Consider the following 17,508-nt stretch of genomic DNA (forward strand, 5'->3'; position numbering starts at 1 on the left):
TGCGGCGCGGCGACTGCTTAGATTCCGGCAAGCGCGCGCACGTGCGCGACGACGCTGCGCCCAAGAGCGGACAGGTTGTAGCCCCCTTCGAGGCAACTCACGATTCGCCCGCGCGCATAGCGGTTTGCGATGTCACGCATCTGGTCGGTGATCCACACGTAGTCGTCTTCGACCAGCCCCATGTTGCCGAGATCGTCCTCGCGATGCGCGTCGAAGCCTGCCGAAATGAACAGCATCTCAGGCTTGAATTCATTCAGACGAGGCAGCCACAGCATGTCGACCGCCTCGCGCACCGCCATGCCTTTCGAGCGCGCGGGCATCCGCACGTTGCACATATTGGGCGCCTGATTGTCGGCACCGGTGAACGGATAGAACGGATGCTGGAAGATGCTGCACATCAGCACGCGTGAATCGCCGGAAAACGCCGCCTCGGTACCGTTGCCGTGGTGCACGTCGAAGTCGATGATCGCGACGCGTTGCAAGCCATGCACCTCCAGCGCATGACGCGCGGCAATCGCGACATTGTTGAAGAAGCAGAAGCCCATTGCACGCGCGGGTTCCGCGTGATGACCGGGCGGGCGCACACTGCAGAAGGCGTTGTCGAAGCGGCCTTCGATGACCGCGTCGGTGGCGGCCACCGCGGCGCCGGCGGCGCGTAACGCTGCCTGCAAGGTATGCGGATTCATCGACGTGTCGGGGTCGATTTCAGCCATGCCCTCGGCCGGCGAACGGCTGCGAATGTAATCGATGTGCGCTTGCGTGTGCACACGTAGCAGCGCCGCTTCGTCGGCGAGCGGCGGCGACTCGCGTTCGATCAACGCGTCGATGCGGCTTGCGATCAATTGATCTTCGATAGCCTGCAGCCGCGCAGGGCACTCGGGATGCCATTGCCCCATGTCGTGCAGCAGACAGTCGGCGTGAGAATAGAAGCCTGTTGCCATGATTTTCTTCTGCGGCGCGCCGCCTTCGAGGCGTGCGCGGCGCGTCTCCATCCAGGGGCGCGCGCCCGCGGCGCGCCAACATCGTCAAGTTACCACACGACGTCGCTGTAACGCGTCCGGCACAGTTTCGCGAGAGGCCTCGGGTATACTGCCCCGATCCGTTTTCCTCATGTCTTTGTCCTTTCGCACTGCGCCCCCTGCTCACTATGACCGTCAAGCTTGCTCTGTCTGCACGAAACCGGCTCAGCACCCGAACCATCGCCGCCGTACTCTCCATCGCATCGTGCATGTTCATGGCAACCACTCCGGCACTTGCGCAGATCGCCGGAAAAAAACCGCCGACGCTGCTCGCTCAGGCACAACCGCAAACAGCGGTGCCGCAAGGGCAAACCTTCGAAGAAGAAATCATTCCGCAGCGCTACGCGAACAACGCGAATGTCGATGCATTCATCAACGATATGGTGGCGCGCTACGACTTCGACGAGTCGTCGCTGCATTCGCTTTTTGCCGGCGTGAGCTATTCGGCGACCGCGGTCAAGCTGGTGACGCCGTCGGCTTCTCCTGCGGTGAAGAACTGGCGCGCGTATCAGTCGCGCTTTCTCGATCAGATCCGCATCAACGCGGGCATTCGCTTCTGGCGCGCGAATCAGGCCACGCTGCAGCGTGCGTACGAGGAGTTCGGCGTGCCGCCGGAGGTGATCGTCGGCATTCTTGGCGTGGAAACGATCTACGGGCGTTTCATGGGCAACTTCCGCGTCCTCGACGCGCTGACTACGCTCAGTTTCGACTACCCGAACACGCCTAATCGCGCCGACCGTCAGGCGACGTTCCGCAAGAATCTCGAAGACTACCTGGTGTGGACGCGCGATTCGCAGATCGACCCGACCACGGTGCTCGGCTCGTACACGGGCGCGATCGGCATTCCGCAGTTCCTGCCGAGCAGCATCACGCAGTACGCGGTGAGCTACGACGGCAATAAGGAAATCGACCTGCGCACGAGCCAGGCGGATGCGATCGGCAGCGTGGCGAACTATCTGCGGCAGAACGGCTGGGAAAACGGCCGACCGGTGGTATGGAAAATCGGTACGGACGCTGGCAGCCTGGGCGTCGCTCAAGCCGCCGCCGACGGCGCGCCGGAACCGCATTGGCCGCTCGACCAGTTGTTGCGCGCGGGGCTGCTGCTCAATGAGCCGAGCGTGAATATTGCAGCGGAAGCGGGAACGCCTGTGACGGTGGTCGACCTGCCGTCGCCGGGCCGCGGCACGGAATATATGCTGGGCCTGAAAAACTTCTACGTGCTCACGCGCTATAACCGCAGCTTCTTTTATGCACTCGCGGTTTATCAGTTGGGCGAGCGCATCAAGTCGCAGATGCAAGCCAGTGACGCAGCGAGTCCGGCCAATGCTCAGAACAACGCAGCGCCGCCAAGCGCGGCTTCGCAATAGTTCATAGCGCGGACTGCAGGCCGATACCTGCGTGCTATAGATGTAAAAAAAGCGCCTGCCGGCGCTTTTTTTTAACTGACGCTATCTCTATCTGGTATTGCGCGCGAGCGACACTGCCCGCTTACGCCGGAAACACGCCGGTGGACAAGTAACGGTCGCCGCGGTCGCAGACAATGAATACGATGGTCGCATTCTCGACCTGACGCGCGACGCGCAACGCCACCTCGCACGCTCCGCCCGACGAAATACCCGCAAAAATGCCTTCGACGGACGCCAAGCGACGCGCCATTGCTTCGGCAGCGGCCTGACTCACGTTCTCGACGCGGTCAACCCGGCTACGGTCGAAGATCTTCGGCATATAAGCTTCTGGCCATTTACGGATGCCGGGAATGCGCGACCCTTCCTCGGGCTGCGCGCCGACGATTTCGATCGCCTGGTTCTGCTGCTTCAGATAACTGGACACGCCCATGATGGTGCCCGTCGTGCCCATGGACGACACGAAGTGCGTGATGCGCCCTTCAGTATCACGCCAGATTTCAGGACCGGTGCCTTCGACGTGCGCTGCCGGATTGTCCGGATTCGCAAATTGATCGAGGATGATGCCTTTGCCGTCGCGCTGCATCTGTTCGGCCAGATCGCGCGCGTATTCCATGCCGCCCGTTACCGGCGTGAGAATGATCTGCGCGCCGTATGCGGCCATGCTTTGACGGCGCTCTACCGACAGGTCTTCCGGCATGATCAGAACCATCTTGTAGCCGCGGATCGCCGCTGCCATGGCGAGCGCGATACCGGTGTTGCCGCTTGTCGATTCGATCAGCGTGTCGCCCGGTTTGATACGGCCGCGCGCTTCCGCTTTCTTGATCATCGACAACGCCGGGCGATCTTTCACCGAGCCAGCGGGGTTGTTACCCTCGAGCTTGGCGAGGACCACGTTGTTACGGCTGCGGATCTCGTCGTCGGGGAGCCGGACGAGTTGCACGAGCGGCGTATTGCCGATCGTGTCTTCAATCGTTTTGTAAGCCATATAGGTTCTGGTGCTGTCGATGCGCGAAGTCTTCAATGCTTTGATTCTAAACCACGGTGCCCATGGTTGCCGCGCGGCCCTTCTGCCCGCATGGATGCAACCTCCGCCACGCAAAAAGCCCACGGCTGAGTACCGCGGGAGCCAGTCGTGCGAGTGACGGCTTAAGGAGCGCTGCTGCCGGCTCCGACCATGAAGGGAATACGATGGCGAATCGCGCGCGGCACAACCGGTACCGCGCGCCCGACTCGTGTCTGACTCGCGTCAGACTATTTCTTCACCGCCACTGTAGCGCCGCCTTTAGGCGTATTGGCCGGAACGGTCGCGCCTTTGGTCTGTGAAGACGCCGCAACCTGCGAGCCAGCAGCCGCGCCAGCCGGACCGACAGCGAGACCCTCCGCCTGCAGGCGCTCGACGGTATGCCCGCCCATGCCCTTGACCCGCTTGCCGAGATCGCTCGGGTCCTTGAATGGACCATGCGCTGAACGCTCTTCGAGAATGGCTTTCGCTTTGGCAGGACCGATGCCTTTGATGCCGCGCAGTGCGTCCTCGTTAGCCGTGTTGACGTCGACCGACGCATACGCGTGACCGAAAGCGGCGAGCATGGCCGCGGTAACCAGAATTTTTCGAAACATATGGAATCTCCCTCGTACAACCGGTTGGCGACATCACCAACCGGGAGATTCCAGTTTAAAGAGGTATCCGAATTATTTACACCTGGCCGAACAGCCAACGCACGTACCGATCGACGCCTTCTTGCACGCTCAGGAACGGCGCGTCGTAACCGGCCGCGCGCAGCTTCGTGAGGTCCGCTTGCGTGAAGCACTGGTACTTGCCGCGCAATGCGTCGGGAAACGGGATGTACTCGATCAGCCCGCGTTGCACCTGATCCGCGAGAGAGAGCGACGGCTCGTTGTTCAACGAGCGCAGCGTGTTGACCACCGTGCTCGCAATGTCGTTGAACGGCTGCGCGCGCCCGCTGCCCAAGTTGAAGATGCCTGACTTGTCGGGATTGTCGAAGAAAAACAGGTTGACCTTCACCACGTCTTCCACGGAGATAAAATCTCGGGTCTGTTCGCCTGCGGCGTAGCCGTTGTATTCGCCGAACAGCTTGACCTTGCCCTCGGCGCGGAACTGGTTGAAGTTGTGGAACGCCACCGAGGCCATGCGCGCCTTATGCGTTTCGCGCGGACCGTACACGTTGAAGTAGCGAAATCCGGCGATCTGGCTTCTGGCAGTGGGCAGCACCCGGCGAATGACCTGATCGAACAGGAACTTCGAATAGCCGTACACGTTCAACGGCTGCTCGACTTCGCGCTCTTCGACGAAACGGCTCGAGCCGCCATACGTTGCCGCCGAGGACGCGTACAGGAACTGGATGTTCTGCGCGAGGCAGACGTCGAGCACGTCGCGGCTGTAGCGGAAGTTGTTCTCCATCATGTAGCGGCCGTCGGTTTCCATTGTGTCCGAACAGGCGCCTTCGTGGAAAATCGCGCGCACTTTGCCGAAGTCGCCACGCTTGAAGCGCTCGACGAATTCGGTCTTGTCCAGGTAGTCGTCTATTTCACAGTCGACGAGGTTCTTGAACTTGTCGGCGCGCGTCAGATTGTCCACCGCGATGATGCGTTGTTCGCCACGCTCGTTGAGCGCTTTCACGAGGTTGCTGCCGATAAAACCGGCCGCGCCGGTGACGATAAGGGTCATGATGGTCCCGCGGTAATGAGCCTTGTAAGGACTCGCGTGAGCGCTCAGGCGCCAACGCGAATCGTCAGGGTCAGTCGACGTCCCGCCGATCCATTTTGCACGCAGCCCGAAGGCGTGCGGCAACGAATCTGGCGGGCAGCGTTATTGAAAGAGTTCGTCGTAGTCGACGGTGGCGGTGCCGAGTTTGCCGACCACGATGCCGGCCGCGCGATTGGCGAGGCCAACCGCTTCGACCAGCGTGAGACCCGCGCCCAGCATGGCCGCGAGCGTCGCGATCACCGTGTCGCCGGCACCCGAAACATCATACACTTCGCGTGCGACAGCCGATGTGTGCAGGATGCCGTCGTTGGAGAACAGCGTCATGCCCTCTTCCGAACGCGTGAGCAGCAAAGCCTCGAACTGAAGATCCGCGCGCAGTTTGCTCACGCGCTCGATCAGGTCTTCTTCCGATCGCCACTGACCGACCACTTCGCGCAACTCCGCGCGATTCGGCGTGATCAAGGTGGCGCCACGATAGCGTTCCCAGTCGTCGCCCTTCGGATCGACCAGCACCGGTTTGCCTGCAGCGTGCGCTCTCGCGATCATCTGCGTGACGTGGGTCAGACCGCCCTTCGCGTAGTCGGACATCAGGATCACGTCGTGCGAAGGCAGCAATTCGTCGAAGCGAGCAAGACCCGCGAGCAGCACTTCATGCGCGGGCGAGTTCTCGAAATCGACGCGCAGCAGCTGTTGCTGACGCGACAACACACGCAGCTTGATTGTCGTTAAAAGCGCGGGATCGCGTTCGAGATGCGGGTTCACGCCGCTCTCGCCTAGCAACTGCACGATGCGCTCGCCCGGTTCGTCATGTCCGACGACGCACAGGAGGCCCGCTTGCGCACCGAGCGCCGCCGCATTGCGCGCGACGTTCGCCGCGCCGCCAAGCCTGTCTTCCTGGCGCTGCACGTGCACGACCGGCACCGGCGCCTCCGGCGAAATACGATTGACGTCGCCGAACCAGTAGCGGTCCAGCATCACGTCGCCGACCACGAGGACGCGCGCGGCGGCGAGTTGCGCACGCGGCACCACGGTAAGTGCGGGCGACGTCGTGGAGGTGGGCGTGGACGTGGCGGATGCGGGCATGATCTCAGGCATCGGCCGCACGTTTGGAGGGTTGGGCATAAGGACGTCCAATCGAGTGATAGTCGATGCCGAGTTCGTTCATGGCATCCGGCTCGTACAGATTGCGGCCGTCGAAAATCACCGGCGACTTGAGCACGGATTTCAGATACGCGAAGTCGGGGCTCTTGAACTCCTTCCATTCGGTGACGATCACGAGCGCGTCGGCGCCGGTGAGCGTTTCGTCCTGCGTGCTCGTGAAAGTAAGACGCTCGAGTTGTTCCGGCGAATCATGCAGATCCATCGCGAAAACGCGCCGCGCTTCTGCCACGGCGACCGGATCGTACGCGCGCACGTTGGCGCCGCGCGCCAGCAGCTCCGCGATGACGCGCCGGCTCGGCGCTTCGCGCATGTCGTCGGTGTTCGGCTTGAACGCGAGGCCCCAAACAGCGAACGTGCGGCCGGACAGGTCGTTGCCCCACTTGTGCGCGATCTTCTGCACAAGCACGTCTTTCTGCGTGTAGTTCACTTCCTCGACGGCCTCGAGAATGCGCAGATTGTGGCCGCTTTCGCTGGCAGTGCGAATCAGCGCCTGCACGTCTTTCGGGAAGCACGAGCCGCCGTAGCCGCAACCGGCATACAGGAAGTGATAGCCGATCCGCGGGTCCGAGCCGATGCCGCGCCGCACCGCCTCGATATCCGCGCCGACACGGTCCGCGAGATTCGACATCTCGTTCATGAACGAGATGCGCGTGGCGAGCATCGCGTTGGCTGCGTACTTGGTGAATTCGGCCGAACGCACGTCCATGTACAGCGTGCGTTCGTGATTGCGGTTAAACGGCGCATACAGCCGCTTCATCAGTTCACGCGCGCGCAAGCCAGCTTCGTCTTCGTCGCTGCCGAGCACGATGCGGTCGGGTCGCATGAAGTCGTCTACCGCGGCGCCTTCCTTCAGGAACTCAGGATTCGACACCACCGAAAAGCGGTGCTGTCCGCTGCCGGCAAGCCCGCGCTTCTCCAGTTCTTCTTCGATCACCGCGCGCACGCGCTGCGCAGTGCCGACCGGCACCGTCGATTTGTCGACGATCACCTTGAAGCCGTTCATCGTACGGCCAATGTTGCGCGCAGCTTCCAGCACGTATTGCAGGTCGGCCGAGCCGTCTTCGTCGGGCGGGGTGCCGACGGCGATGAATTGCACGTCGCCGTGAGCGACGCTCGCTTCGATGTCCGTCGAAAACGTGATGCGGCCGGTCGCGCGAGTACGCGCGATGATTTCCTGCAAACCCGGCTCGTGAATGGGCACGCCACCGTTGTTGAGGATTTCGATTTTGCGCGGATCGACGTCGAGACAGAACACGTCGTTGCCGATTTCAGCGAGGCACGCGCCAGTGACGAGGCCGACATAGCCGGTGCCGATAATGGTGATTTTCATACGCTTTCCGGTTGAAGGTTCCGGTGATGATTCCCGGCGGTAAAGAGGCCGGTCATCAGCACGATGTCAAATCCGTCCGCGAACTCAGTTCGTCGCGGTGATCGGTTCGACCCGGCGCGGCGCGTAGGTTTCCCAACCGCTGCAACCCGGGCACTGCCAGTAGAAAAGCCGCGCCCTGAAGCCGCAATTCTGGCACGTGTAGCGCGGCAGATTTTTGGTGCGCTGGCGGATCAGCGTGCGCATCAGCTCGAGTTCGCTGCGCCGCGGCTCTTCCGCGACGGCCTGTTGCGCTTCGAGCAGCCGCGTCATACCCGCGAGGTTCGGCGACTTTTGCATCTGCGAACGTGCGAGCGCGTGCGCCGCATCTGGCCCGCGCAGCGACGCGACGTGCTGGTACGCGACGTCGAGCAGATCATTGCTCGGATAGCGGTCGACCCACGTGGTGAGCAGGTCGGCGCCTTCCTGCGCGCGGCCGAGCGCTTCGTACGCCTTCATCAGCTTCTCTGCGACGAGCGGCAGATAGGCAGGGTTCTGTTCCTCGACCCGCCGCCATTGTTCGATCGCCGCTTCCTGTGCGCCGCCGGCCGCGTCGACGTCGCCAAACAGAATCGTGGCGCGCACGTTGGTAGGGTTGGCCTTCAGCGCGAAGCCGAGTTGCCGGCGTGCTTCGTCGGGTTTTTTCTGTTGCAGCGCTTCCTGAGCGAGTTCGCAATGGAACTGCGCGATTTCCTTGTCGAGCGACTCCGCGCCCATCGTTTCCAGATGACGCGCTGTGTCGATTGACTTGATCCAGTCCTTCTCGATTTCGTAGATGGTAAGCAGCGCGCGCTGCGCACCCAACGCGTAGTCGCCGGTTTCGAGCGAACGGAAGGTTTCTTCCGCGCGGTCCAGCAGGCCGGCTTTCAGGAAGTCCTGCCCGAGTTCGAATAGCGCGTGATCACGCTCGCTGACCGGCAGATCCGCACGACTCAGCAGATTCTGATGCACGCGAATGGCGCGGTCCGTTTCTCCGCGGCGCCGGAAAAGATTGCCCAGTGCGAAGTGAAGTTCGACGGTTTCAGGATCGAGCTTGACGACTTCGATGAACGCGTCGATCGCCTGATCCGGCTGCTCGTTGAGCAGAAAGTTGAGTCCGCGGAAATAGGAGCGCGGAAGATTGGCGCTTTCTGACAGCAGCGTCTTGAGGTCGTAGCGCGCAGCCATCCAGCCGAACGCAAAAGCGACGGGTATGACGAGCAGCCACCAGAAGTCTAGATCCATGCGATGAATGCAAATGAGCCTGAAGGCGGAAATGGAATGCCGCGCGCTATATGCGCGGCGAACGACAAAATCAGATCAGCGGCGGCATGGGCGGCTGTTCAACGACGACCGGCGCCTCGCGGGCCACACGCAGTTCTCGCTTGAGGCGGCCATTCTCCATGCGCAGGCGCACGACAGCCGGCATCGACGAAACGAGACCTGCGAGCAGTCCAACCCCGAAGAACGCGAGTCCAATCAGGATGAGCGGCGCCGACCACGCGTAGCCAGCGAGGAAATTCAGCGTAGCAGGTTGCGTATTGGAGAGTGCGAGCACCAACAGCAGCACGAACACCAGTACACGGATCAGCCAGACGATAAATTTCATGAATAGATCTCTTGACGGCAGTTGCGGGGTGACGCCGGCCTGATGACGCGTCGCGCCACGGTGTTGCCCGCGCCGAAGTGACCCGTATTGTAATTGAAGCCCTCGCGACTGGGCAGGAACTGGCGGATCCTGCGCTTACAGAAAAGCGTCGGTGATGGTGCGAGCGGGGGTTCGGATTTGGCGCGATTGTTGTGAGCTTAGTGTGGGTGGATGTGTCACGGGGATGGTGGCTTGGACGGCGGCTTGACGGCGGCTGGGATGGCGGCTGGACGGCAGCTTGAGACTCGACGTACAAGTGGTCTTGACGTCGACCGAGAACTCGGCGCGGAAACTGCTTGATATCTTGGCTGAAAGCGCGGCTATTAAGGCGCCGGGCATTGCGCCCGACAACTCAACCGGCACGTACGTGTCCGCCGAGGTGGACCGAAAATGCGCAGGCGAAAAAAAAGCGCCCGGAGGCGCATTTCTTCTTTTTGCCGACTGGCACTGGCCGCTGACGCTACCAAAGCCACGCTGCCAAATGCACAGCGTATGGCGAAGCATTTACAGATCGTCGTCCGGCTCTTCCGCCTTCAACGGCTCACCCGCGCGACGATCGACCCGCTCGCGCAATTCCTTGCCCGGCTTGAAGTGCGGCACGTACTTCTCAGGCACCAGCACTTTTTCGCCCGACTTCGGATTGCGCCCGACGCGGGAAGGACGGCGGTTCAGGCCGAAGCTGCCGAAACCTCGAATTTCGATGCGATGACCTTTGGCAAGTGCCTCCGACATCGCATCAAGCATCGTCTTCACCGCGAAATCCGCATCTTTTAGGACAAGTTGCGGAAACCGCGTAGCCAGTTGGGCGACCAATTCCGATTTGGTCATACTGCAGCAGACCTCTCAAGAAAACGCCGAGCCGCCCCCAGGTTTTCCCCGCAAAGGGATACCTGCCGCGCAAAGACGGCAGGTTCAGGGGCGTTCCTCAATTACTGGTTCTGACCGTCGAGCTTGGCCTTCAGCAGTGCGCCGAGGTTGGTCGTGCCGGTAGCAGCTGCGCTGGAATCCGACGAAGCCAGGCCGCGGATCGCTTCCTGTTGCTCAGCCGAGTCCTTCGCCTTGATCGACAGGTTGATGCCACGCGACTTGCGATCGATGTTGATGATCATCGCGTTGACCTTGTCGCCTTCCTTCAGCACGTTACGAGCATCTTCCACGCGGTCTTGTGCGATTTCCGAAGCGCGCAGGTAGCCTTCGACTTCAGCCGACAGCTGAACCACTGCACCCTTCGCATCTACCGTCTTGACCACGCCGTCGACGATCGAGCCCTTGTCGTTCATTGCAACGAAGTTGCTGAACGGGTCGCCTTCGAGCTGCTTGATACCCAGCGAAATGCGTTCCTTCTCGACGTCGATGCCGAGAACGATCGCTTCCACTTCGTCGCCCTTCTTGTACTTGCGAACAGCTTCTTCGCCCGTTTCCGACCACGACAGGTCCGAAAGGTGAACCAGACCGTCGATGCCGCCCGGCAGACCGATGAAGACGCCGAAGTCGGTAATCGACTTGATTGCGCCTTGCAGCTTGTCGCCCTTCTTGAAGTTGCGGCTGAAGTCGTCCCACGGGTTCGGCTTGCACTGCTTCATGCCGAGGCTGATACGGCGGCGGTCTTCGTCGATTTCGAGAACCATGACTTCGACTTCGTCGCCCAGCTGAACAACCTTCGACGGTGCAACGTTCTTGTTCGTCCAGTCCATTTCCGACACGTGGACGAGGCCTTCAATGCCCGATTCCACTTCGACGAATGCGCCGTAGTCGGTGATGTTCGTGACCTTACCGAACAGGCGCGTGCCCGACGGGTAACGACGCGAGATGCCTTCCCACGGATCGTCGCCGAGTTGCTTGATGCCCAGCGAAACGCGGTTCTTTTCCTGGTCGAACTTGAGGATCTTCGCGGTGACTTCCTGGCCAACCGACAGAACTTCGCTCGGGTGACGCACACGACGCCATGCGATGTCGGTGATGTGCAGCAGGCCGTCGATACCGCCGAGGTCCACGAACGCGCCGTAGTCGGTGATGTTCTTCACCACGCCTTCCACGATCGCGCCTTCCTTCAGCGTTTCGAGCAGCTTTGCGCGCTCTTCGCCCTGGGTCGCTTCGATCACGGCACGGCGCGACAACACGACGTTGTTACGCTTGCGGTCGAGCTTGATGACGCGGAATTCGAGCGTCTTGCCTTCGTACGGGGTCGTGTCCTTGACCGGACGCGTGTCGACCAGCGAACCCGGCAGAAACGCGCGGATGCCGTTGACCATGACGGTCATGCCGCCCTTGACCTTGCCCGTGATCGTGCCGGTCACGAGTTCGTTGTTGTCGAGAGCCTTTTCCAGCGACAGCCACGAAGCCAGACGCTTCGCCTTGTCGCGCGACAGGATCGTGTCGCCATAGCCGTTTTCCAGCGCGTCGATCGCGACGGAAACGAAGTCGCCCGCCTGCACTTCTACCTCGCCCGCGTCGTTCAGGAACTCTTCGAGCGGGATGTAGGCTTCGGACTTGAGACCAGCGTTGACGACCACGAAGTTGTGGTCAACACGCACGACTTCGGCGGAAATCACTTCGCCGGCGCGCATGTCTTGCTTGGTCAGCGACTCTTCGAACAGAGCCGCAAAAGATTCGGTATTCGGGGTAGAGGTTTGCAGGTCGGACATAAAAATCGAAATTTGCATGGTTTTCGCGCTGCCCGGCTGGCCGGACGGTCAGCAACTACGGCAAGAATGCGAATGCCACGCGGGGTTAAAGGGTTAATACAACGCTTCGCGACCATCGCGAAGCACCAACACACAATGGAACTACGACTGCGGCCGCGCATTCATGTGCGACCGATGCTCGATGCATTCCAGTCACGCCTGCGGAACCAGGGCTTCGTACCATTGGACTACCTGCTCGACCGCCTGATCGACCGATAAGGCGGACGTATCGAGCAGCTTTGCATCCGCTGCGGGCTTAAGCGGCGCGGCTGCGCGCTGACTGTCACGCTCGTCGCGCTCGCGCAAATCCCGGAGCAAGTTATCTATGTTAGCAGAAAAGCCTTTTTGTATCAATTGCTTATGCCGCCGCGCCGCGCGGGCTTCCACACTGGCGGTCATGAACACCTTGAGCACGGCGTCCTGGAAGATGACCGTGCCCATATCGCGACCGTCCGCGACGAGGCCCGGCTCCTTGCGAAACGCCCGCTGGCGCGCCACCAGCGCGGCCCTCACCGGGGCATGCACGGCGATCGCGGAAGCGCGGCTGCCCACTTCCTCGGCGCGAATGTCCGCCGAAACGTCCACTCCGTCGAGCTGAGCGAGGCCTTCGCGAAACGTGATATGCAGGTCGTCGATCAGCTTTACAAGGGCTTCGACGTCGTCCGCCGCGACGTTGTAGCGAATGCTGGCGAGCGCGGCGAGGCGGTACAGCGCGCCGCTGTCGAGCAGGTGGAAGCCGAGGCTCGCGGCGACCAGCGCGGCCACGGTGCCTTTGCCGGAGGCACTCGGGCCGTCGATCGTAATGACGGGCGTCTGGTGAAAGGGACGGATCGGTTTCATCGAAAGAGTCGCACGTCAGGCGATTCGCATAGGAATCAGGGTTGGGCAAGCGCGGTGAAGCGCTCGAAATAATCGGGAAATGTCTTGCCGACGCACTTCGGGTCATTGATCCGGACAGGCACGCCGCCGAGACTCACGAGCGAAAAACACATCGCCATGCGGTGATCGTCGTAGGTGTCGATCGACGCGTTCGGAATCAGTTTCTCTGGCGGCGTGACCACCAGGAAGTCTTCGCCCTCCTGCACCTTCGCGCCGACCTTGCGTAGCTCGGTGGCCATCGCCGCGATCCGGTCCGTTTCTTTCACGCGCCAGCTCGCAATGTTGCGCAGCGTGGTCGTGCCGTCGGCGAACAGCGCGGCAACCGCTATGGTCATGGCGGCGTCGGGGATCAGGTTGAAGTCCATGTCGATCGGCTCGAGCTTGCCGCTGTCGTGGCCGACGCCGCGCACTTCGATCCAGTCCTCGCCCATCTGCAGATTCGCGCCCATCTTAATGAGCGCATCCGCGAAGCCGACGTCGCCCTGAATGCTTGAACGGCCGACGCCCTCCACCTTCAGCGGCCCGCCGCCGAGGGCGCCCGCCGCGAGGAAATAGGACGCCGACGACGCGTCGCCTTCCACCATGATGGTGCCCGGCGATTGATAACGCTGCCCCGCCGGCACCACGAACTGATGCCAGCCATTGCGCTCGACCTCGATGCCAAAGCGCGCCATCAGCTTGATCGTGATATCGATATACGGCTTGGAAATGAGTTCGCCGTCGATCTGAACGGTGCTCACGCCGCTTTCGGTGCGCAAAAGCGGCAGTGTCATCAGCAGCGACGTGAGGAACTGGCTGGAGACGTCGCCGCGCACGCGGATCGGCGCCTCGGCGGAAATCTGCGCCGGGCGGATTCGCAGCGGCGGAAAGCCTTCGTTTTCCTCGTAGTCGATTCTCGCGCCGATCTGCCGCAATCCATCGACCAGATCGCCGATTGGCCGCTCGTGCATGCGCGGCACGCCGTGAATGCGATAGTCGCCGCCATTCACCGCGAGTGCCGCGGTCAGCGGACGAACCGCCGTACCGGCATTGCCGAGGAACAGATCGGCCGTACGCGCCGTGACAGCGCCGCGCGTGCCGGTCACGACGCACGTGTCGCCGTCGCGCTTCAGCCGCACGCCCAGCTTTTCGAGCGCGTCGAGCATCACGCGCGTGTCGTCGGAGTCGAGCAGGTTCGTGATTGTCGTTTCGCCTTCGGCGAGCGCCGCGAGCAGCAGCACCCGATTCGAAATGCTCTTCGAACCAGGCAAACGAACCGTGCCGGACGCACGAGAAAATGGTCCGAGATCGAGGAATTCCATGATTGAGTCCAGTTTCCGGTTATTTGGACGCGTCGCCCGGCGCGCCGCCACCCGCGCGTTGCTCCTGCCATTCGGTACGCGCGAGACGAGAGCGGGCAAACACGGCTTCGAGCGCGGCGCCGTCGGCAGCCTCGATAGCCGTGCGCAGGCGCGCCAGCACCGCAGAATAGGCGTCGAGTTCATCAAGCAGTGCAACGCGGTTGGCAATGCAGACGTCGCGCCACATTTCCGGGCTCGACGCGGCAATTCGCGTGAAGTCGCGAAAGCCGCCCGCGGCGAACGAAAATTTCAGTGCGGCATCGGGCGAATTGAGAATCTGCTCGACGAGCGCGAACGACAATACATGCGGCAAATGACTGACCGACGCGAACACGCGGTCGTGCTGCTCCGGTGCCATGTCGCGCACGAGCGCGCCAGTCGCGCGCCACATCGACGCGATGCGCTCGACGGTACCCGGCGCATTCTCCGGCAACGGACACAGTACGACATTGCGGCCGACATACAGGTCCGGCAACGCGGCCTCGACGCCGCTCGACTCGCGCCCGGCAATGGGATGCCCTGGCACGAACTGGCCGATGCGCGCGCCCAGTGCGGCACGGGCAGCGGCGACAACGTCGGATTTGGTGCTGCCGGCGTCGGTCACGATCGTATCTGAGCCGAGAAATGGCGCAATGCGTTCAAGAAGCGGCTGAGTCTGCGCGACAGGCGCCGCGAGTAGTACGACGTCGGCGTCGGCAAGCGCTTCGCGCAGCGCGGCGTCGTCGGACAATGCCGCCGAACTATCGATCACGCCGAGTTCGACCGCGCGCCCGGTCGACGCAGCCGAGCGGCCCACGCCAATTACCGTGCGCGCGCCGTCCGCTTCGCCGCGCTCGCGCAGTGCGCGCGCAAGCGATCCGCCGATAAGGCCGACACCAAAAATCACCAGCTTGTTAAAAGAAAACGCGGCCACGTCGGTCACACAAAAAGCGCGCCTTTCATATCGACGAGGCGCGTGGGTCAAGGTTCGCCGCCTAGGCGGTGGCGAAGGTTTTTTCGAGTGCCGCGATGAACGCTTCGTTTTCTTCCGGCAGTCCGATCGTGACGCGCAGCCACTGCGGTAATCCGTAGTTGCCGACCGGACGCACGATCACGCCCTGCTTCAGCAATTCAGTGTTCACGCGATTGCCGGCCGCGTCGTCATTGCCGACGCGCACCAGCACGAAATTGCCGTCGGACGGCACGTATTCGAGGCCGAGCTTCTCGAACGCTTCAGTCAAACGGCGATAACCCTGCGCGTTGAGCGCCGCGCTTTTCTCCAGGAACGCCTTGTCGTTGAGCGCGGCGATGGCTGCGGCTTGCGCGAGCGTGTTCACATTGAACGGTTGACGCAGACGGTTCAGCAAGTCGGTCAACTCCGGTTGGGCAATCGCGAAGCCGACACGCAGGCCAGCGAGACCGAACGCCTTCGAAAACGTGCGCGACACGAGCAGGTTCGGATAACGGCGCACCCACTCGATGGAGTCGTAGCGCTTTTCCGCGGGCAGATATTCGGTGTACGCCTCGTCCAGAACCACTGCCACGTTGCGCGGCACCTTGTCGAGAAACGCTTCGAGCTTCGAACCTTCGATAAACGTACCGGTCGGGTTGTTCGGATTGGCGACGAAGATCAGGCGCGTGTCGTCGGTGATCGCGGCCAGCATCGCGTCGAGATCGTGCCCGTACTTGACCGCCGGCACCACGATCGCACGCGCGCCCAGGCCTTGCGTGGCGAGCGCGTAGACCGCAAACGAGTACTGCGCGTAAATGATCGACTGCCCTTTCTCGACGAACGCGTGCGCGGCAATCTCGAGAATGTCGTTGCTGCCATTACCGAGCGTGATCCAGTCCGACGGCACGCCGTAGCGCTCGCTCAGTGCGGCCTTCAGTTCGAACGCATTCGCGTCGGGATAGCGGCCCAGCTCGCTCGCGGCTTGCGCCATCGCACGTTTAGCCGACTCCGGCATGCCGAGCGGGTTCTCGTTCGACGCGAGCTTCACGATGTTCGCTTCGTCCAACCCGAACTCGCGCGCCACTTCAGAAATGGGCTTACCGGCAATGTAGGGCGCTATAGCGCGTACGTAAGAAGGACCGAAGGACGTTGTCATGAAATCTCCGAACGATTATTAGAAAAGTCGCGGCCAGCGCGCCGGCCTGCTGTCTGCGTGAGCTTACTCGCCGACCGGTGACCGTTAGCGCGCACGCGGATACGAGCCGAGAATCTTCAGAAATGCTGCCTTCTGGCCAAGCTCTTCAAGCGCGGCCGCTACAGCCGGATCGTCGCGGTGGCCCTCGACGTCGATATAAAAGTAGTACTCCCACGTACCCACGCGCGCTGGCCGCGATTCGAAGCGGGTCATCGAGACGCTATGACGAGCGAGCGGCTCCAGCAGCTTGAACACGGCTCCCGGTTCATTAGCCACCGACACGATCAGCGACGTCTGGTCGTGTCCGCTCACGCCTGTGCGTTCCTTGCCGATCATGACGAAGCGGGTGCGGTTGTGCGGGTCGTCCTGAATCAGCGCATAGGCAACTTGCAAGCCGTAGTGGGTCGCAGCGCGGTCGCCCGCGATCGCCGCGACGGTCGGATCTTCCGCCGCCATGCGCGCGGCTTCCGCGTTGCTCGACACCGCCTGGCGCTCCAGATGCGGCGCATTGGTCGCGAGCCAGCGCTGACATTGCGCGAGCGCCTGCGCGTGCGCACACACGCGCGTGACGCCCGCAAGGCCGCCATTCAGCGTCAACAGATTGTGATGAATCGGCAACGCAAGTTCGCCGCCAATGGCCAACTGAGTTTGCAACAGCAGATCCAGCGTGCGCGATACCGCGCCTTCGGTCGAATTCTCGACAGGCACGACGCCGAATTCGGCGGCGCCTGCTTCGACCGAGCGAAATACTTCGTCAATCGACGGACACGGCAGCCCCTCGATCGATTGACCGAAGTACTCGTGCATGGCCTGCTCGCTGTAGGTGCCCACCGGCCCGAGGTAAGCCGCCTTGATTGTCTTTTCGAGCGCCCGGCTGGCCGCCATGATCTCGCGCCAGATCGCGCTGATATGCTCGCTCGCGAGCGGCCCCTCGCTCATGTCCTGCAGACGGGCGATCACCTGCTGCTCGCGTTCGGGGCGAAACACCGGCGCGTTGAAATGCTTTTTGACCTCGCCGACTTCGAGCGCCACCGCGGCGCGCTGATTGAGAAGCGCGATCAGCTGCGCGTCGAGCGCGTCGATGCGTTCGCGAAGAGGTTTGAGTCGGTTATTGAGTTCGTCGTCCATGCGTGAAAACGGTCCTGCCGATAGCTGCTGGAAAAAAAGCGTGCTGG

The 17,508-nt window shown here is 62.0% G+C and carries 16 protein-coding genes; 1 reads left to right on the forward strand and 15 read right to left on the reverse strand.

Annotation, left to right across the window (positions count from 1 at the left end):
• Positions 1-17: 17 nt before the first annotated feature.
• Entirely contained in the window at positions 18-941 is a 924-nt protein-coding gene (locus J2W46_RS07190; RefSeq protein WP_310352492.1) for a histone deacetylase family protein, read from the reverse strand.
• Positions 942-1,228: 287 nt separating this feature from the next.
• Between J2W46_RS07190 and mltB the strand changes: the two genes are divergently transcribed.
• On the forward strand, positions 1,229-2,386 hold the full coding sequence (gene mltB, locus J2W46_RS07195) for a lytic murein transglycosylase B (protein ID WP_310352493.1): 1,158 nt from the start codon (positions 1,229-1,231) through the stop codon (positions 2,384-2,386).
• 121 nt (positions 2,387-2,507) lie between these two features.
• On the opposite strand, the gene cysM is transcribed toward mltB, so the two are convergent.
• From cysM to pheA, 14 genes are all read right to left on the reverse strand, one after another.
• On the reverse strand, positions 2,508-3,410 hold the full coding sequence (cysM, locus tag J2W46_RS07200) for a cysteine synthase CysM (protein ID WP_020068964.1): 903 nt from the start codon (positions 3,408-3,410) through the stop codon (positions 2,508-2,510).
• 266 nt (positions 3,411-3,676) lie between these two features.
• Positions 3,677-4,042 carry a ComEA family DNA-binding protein gene (locus tag J2W46_RS07205; protein ID WP_020068965.1) on the reverse strand — a complete coding sequence of 122 codons (366 nt, stop codon included), beginning with the start codon at positions 4,040-4,042 and terminating at the stop codon, positions 3,677-3,679.
• 76 nt (positions 4,043-4,118) lie between these two features.
• Positions 4,119-5,111, reverse strand: a complete 993-nt coding sequence (gene rfaD, locus J2W46_RS07210; RefSeq protein ID WP_310352496.1) for an ADP-glyceromanno-heptose 6-epimerase — start codon at positions 5,109-5,111, stop codon at positions 4,119-4,121.
• Positions 5,112-5,252: 141 nt separating this feature from the next.
• Positions 5,253-6,272, reverse strand: coding sequence for a D-glycero-beta-D-manno-heptose-7-phosphate kinase (gene rfaE1 / locus J2W46_RS07215; protein WP_310352499.1), 1,020 nt, complete (start codon positions 6,270-6,272; stop codon positions 5,253-5,255).
• Positions 6,238-7,641 (reverse strand): UDP-glucose dehydrogenase family protein, encoded by a 1,404-nt coding sequence (locus J2W46_RS07220; protein WP_310352502.1) that lies wholly within the window; start codon positions 7,639-7,641, stop codon positions 6,238-6,240. Before J2W46_RS07220 ends, rfaE1 begins: the two co-directional genes overlap by 35 nt.
• A gap of 84 nt (positions 7,642-7,725) precedes the next feature.
• Entirely contained in the window at positions 7,726-8,901 is a 1,176-nt protein-coding gene (gene lapB / locus J2W46_RS07225; RefSeq protein WP_027776423.1) for a lipopolysaccharide assembly protein LapB, read from the reverse strand.
• A gap of 70 nt (positions 8,902-8,971) precedes the next feature.
• Positions 8,972-9,265: a LapA family protein gene (locus J2W46_RS07230; protein WP_020068970.1), complete on the reverse strand. Its 294-nt coding sequence runs from the start codon at positions 9,263-9,265 to the stop codon at positions 8,972-8,974.
• Positions 9,266-9,808: 543 nt separating this feature from the next.
• Positions 9,809-10,132 (reverse strand): integration host factor subunit beta, encoded by a 324-nt coding sequence (locus J2W46_RS07235; protein WP_006050255.1) that lies wholly within the window; start codon positions 10,130-10,132, stop codon positions 9,809-9,811.
• Positions 10,133-10,233: 101 nt separating this feature from the next.
• On the reverse strand, positions 10,234-11,967 hold the full coding sequence (gene rpsA, locus J2W46_RS07240; protein ID WP_020068971.1) for a 30S ribosomal protein S1: 1,734 nt from the start codon (positions 11,965-11,967) through the stop codon (positions 10,234-10,236).
• Positions 11,968-12,141: 174 nt separating this feature from the next.
• Positions 12,142-12,828: a (d)CMP kinase gene (gene cmk / locus J2W46_RS07245; RefSeq protein WP_088175316.1), complete on the reverse strand. Its 687-nt coding sequence runs from the start codon at positions 12,826-12,828 to the stop codon at positions 12,142-12,144.
• Positions 12,829-12,863: 35 nt separating this feature from the next.
• The gene (aroA, locus tag J2W46_RS07250) at positions 12,864-14,168 is read right to left on the reverse strand and encodes a 3-phosphoshikimate 1-carboxyvinyltransferase (RefSeq protein WP_310352506.1); all 1,305 of its coding nucleotides are present in this window, start codon (positions 14,166-14,168) and stop codon (positions 12,864-12,866) included.
• A gap of 19 nt (positions 14,169-14,187) precedes the next feature.
• A complete protein-coding gene (locus J2W46_RS07255) occupies positions 14,188-15,129 on the reverse strand; it encodes a prephenate dehydrogenase (RefSeq protein ID WP_310352508.1) in 942 nt (313 codons plus the stop codon).
• A 52-nt stretch (positions 15,130-15,181) separates the two neighbouring features.
• Entirely contained in the window at positions 15,182-16,294 is a 1,113-nt protein-coding gene (hisC, locus tag J2W46_RS07260; protein ID WP_310352511.1) for a histidinol-phosphate transaminase, read from the reverse strand.
• Between the two features lie 84 nt (positions 16,295-16,378).
• Positions 16,379-17,461 carry a prephenate dehydratase gene (gene pheA / locus J2W46_RS07265; RefSeq protein WP_027804783.1) on the reverse strand — a complete coding sequence of 361 codons (1,083 nt, stop codon included), beginning with the start codon at positions 17,459-17,461 and terminating at the stop codon, positions 16,379-16,381.
• Positions 17,462-17,508: the final 47 nt, after the last annotated feature.

The sequence above is a fragment of the Paraburkholderia strydomiana genome (assembly GCF_031456815.1).
Taxonomy (GTDB): domain Bacteria; phylum Pseudomonadota; class Gammaproteobacteria; order Burkholderiales; family Burkholderiaceae; genus Paraburkholderia; species Paraburkholderia caledonica.

Coding starts and splice junctions, on each gene's coding strand:
- J2W46_RS07205 (WP_020068965.1), bottom strand. CDS start 4,042: ATGTTTCGAAAAATTCTGGTTACCGCGGCCATGCTCGCCGCTTTCGGT.
- J2W46_RS07220 (WP_310352502.1), bottom strand. CDS start 7,641: ATGAAAATCACCATTATCGGCACCGGCTATGTCGGCCTCGTCACTGGC.
- J2W46_RS07190 (WP_310352492.1), bottom strand. CDS start 941: ATGGCAACAGGCTTCTATTCTCACGCCGACTGTCTGCTGCACGACATG.
- cmk (WP_088175316.1), bottom strand. CDS start 12,828: ATGAAACCGATCCGTCCCTTTCACCAGACGCCCGTCATTACGATCGAC.
- mltB (WP_310352493.1), top strand. CDS start 1,229: ATGTTCATGGCAACCACTCCGGCACTTGCGCAGATCGCCGGAAAAAAA.
- rfaD (WP_310352496.1), bottom strand. CDS start 5,111: ATGACCCTTATCGTCACCGGCGCGGCCGGTTTTATCGGCAGCAACCTC.
- aroA (WP_310352506.1), bottom strand. CDS start 14,168: ATGGAATTCCTCGATCTCGGACCATTTTCTCGTGCGTCCGGCACGGTT.
- rfaE1 (WP_310352499.1), bottom strand. CDS start 6,272: ATGCCCAACCCTCCAAACGTGCGGCCGATGCCTGAGATCATGCCCGCA.
- pheA (WP_027804783.1), bottom strand. CDS start 17,461: ATGGACGACGAACTCAATAACCGACTCAAACCTCTTCGCGAACGCATC.
- J2W46_RS07230 (WP_020068970.1), bottom strand. CDS start 9,265: ATGAAATTTATCGTCTGGCTGATCCGTGTACTGGTGTTCGTGCTGCTG.
- cysM (WP_020068964.1), bottom strand. CDS start 3,410: ATGGCTTACAAAACGATTGAAGACACGATCGGCAATACGCCGCTCGTG.
- rpsA (WP_020068971.1), bottom strand. CDS start 11,967: ATGCAAATTTCGATTTTTATGTCCGACCTGCAAACCTCTACCCCGAAT.
- J2W46_RS07235 (WP_006050255.1), bottom strand. CDS start 10,132: ATGACCAAATCGGAATTGGTCGCCCAACTGGCTACGCGGTTTCCGCAA.
- lapB (WP_027776423.1), bottom strand. CDS start 8,901: ATGGATCTAGACTTCTGGTGGCTGCTCGTCATACCCGTCGCTTTTGCG.
- hisC (WP_310352511.1), bottom strand. CDS start 16,294: ATGACAACGTCCTTCGGTCCTTCTTACGTACGCGCTATAGCGCCCTAC.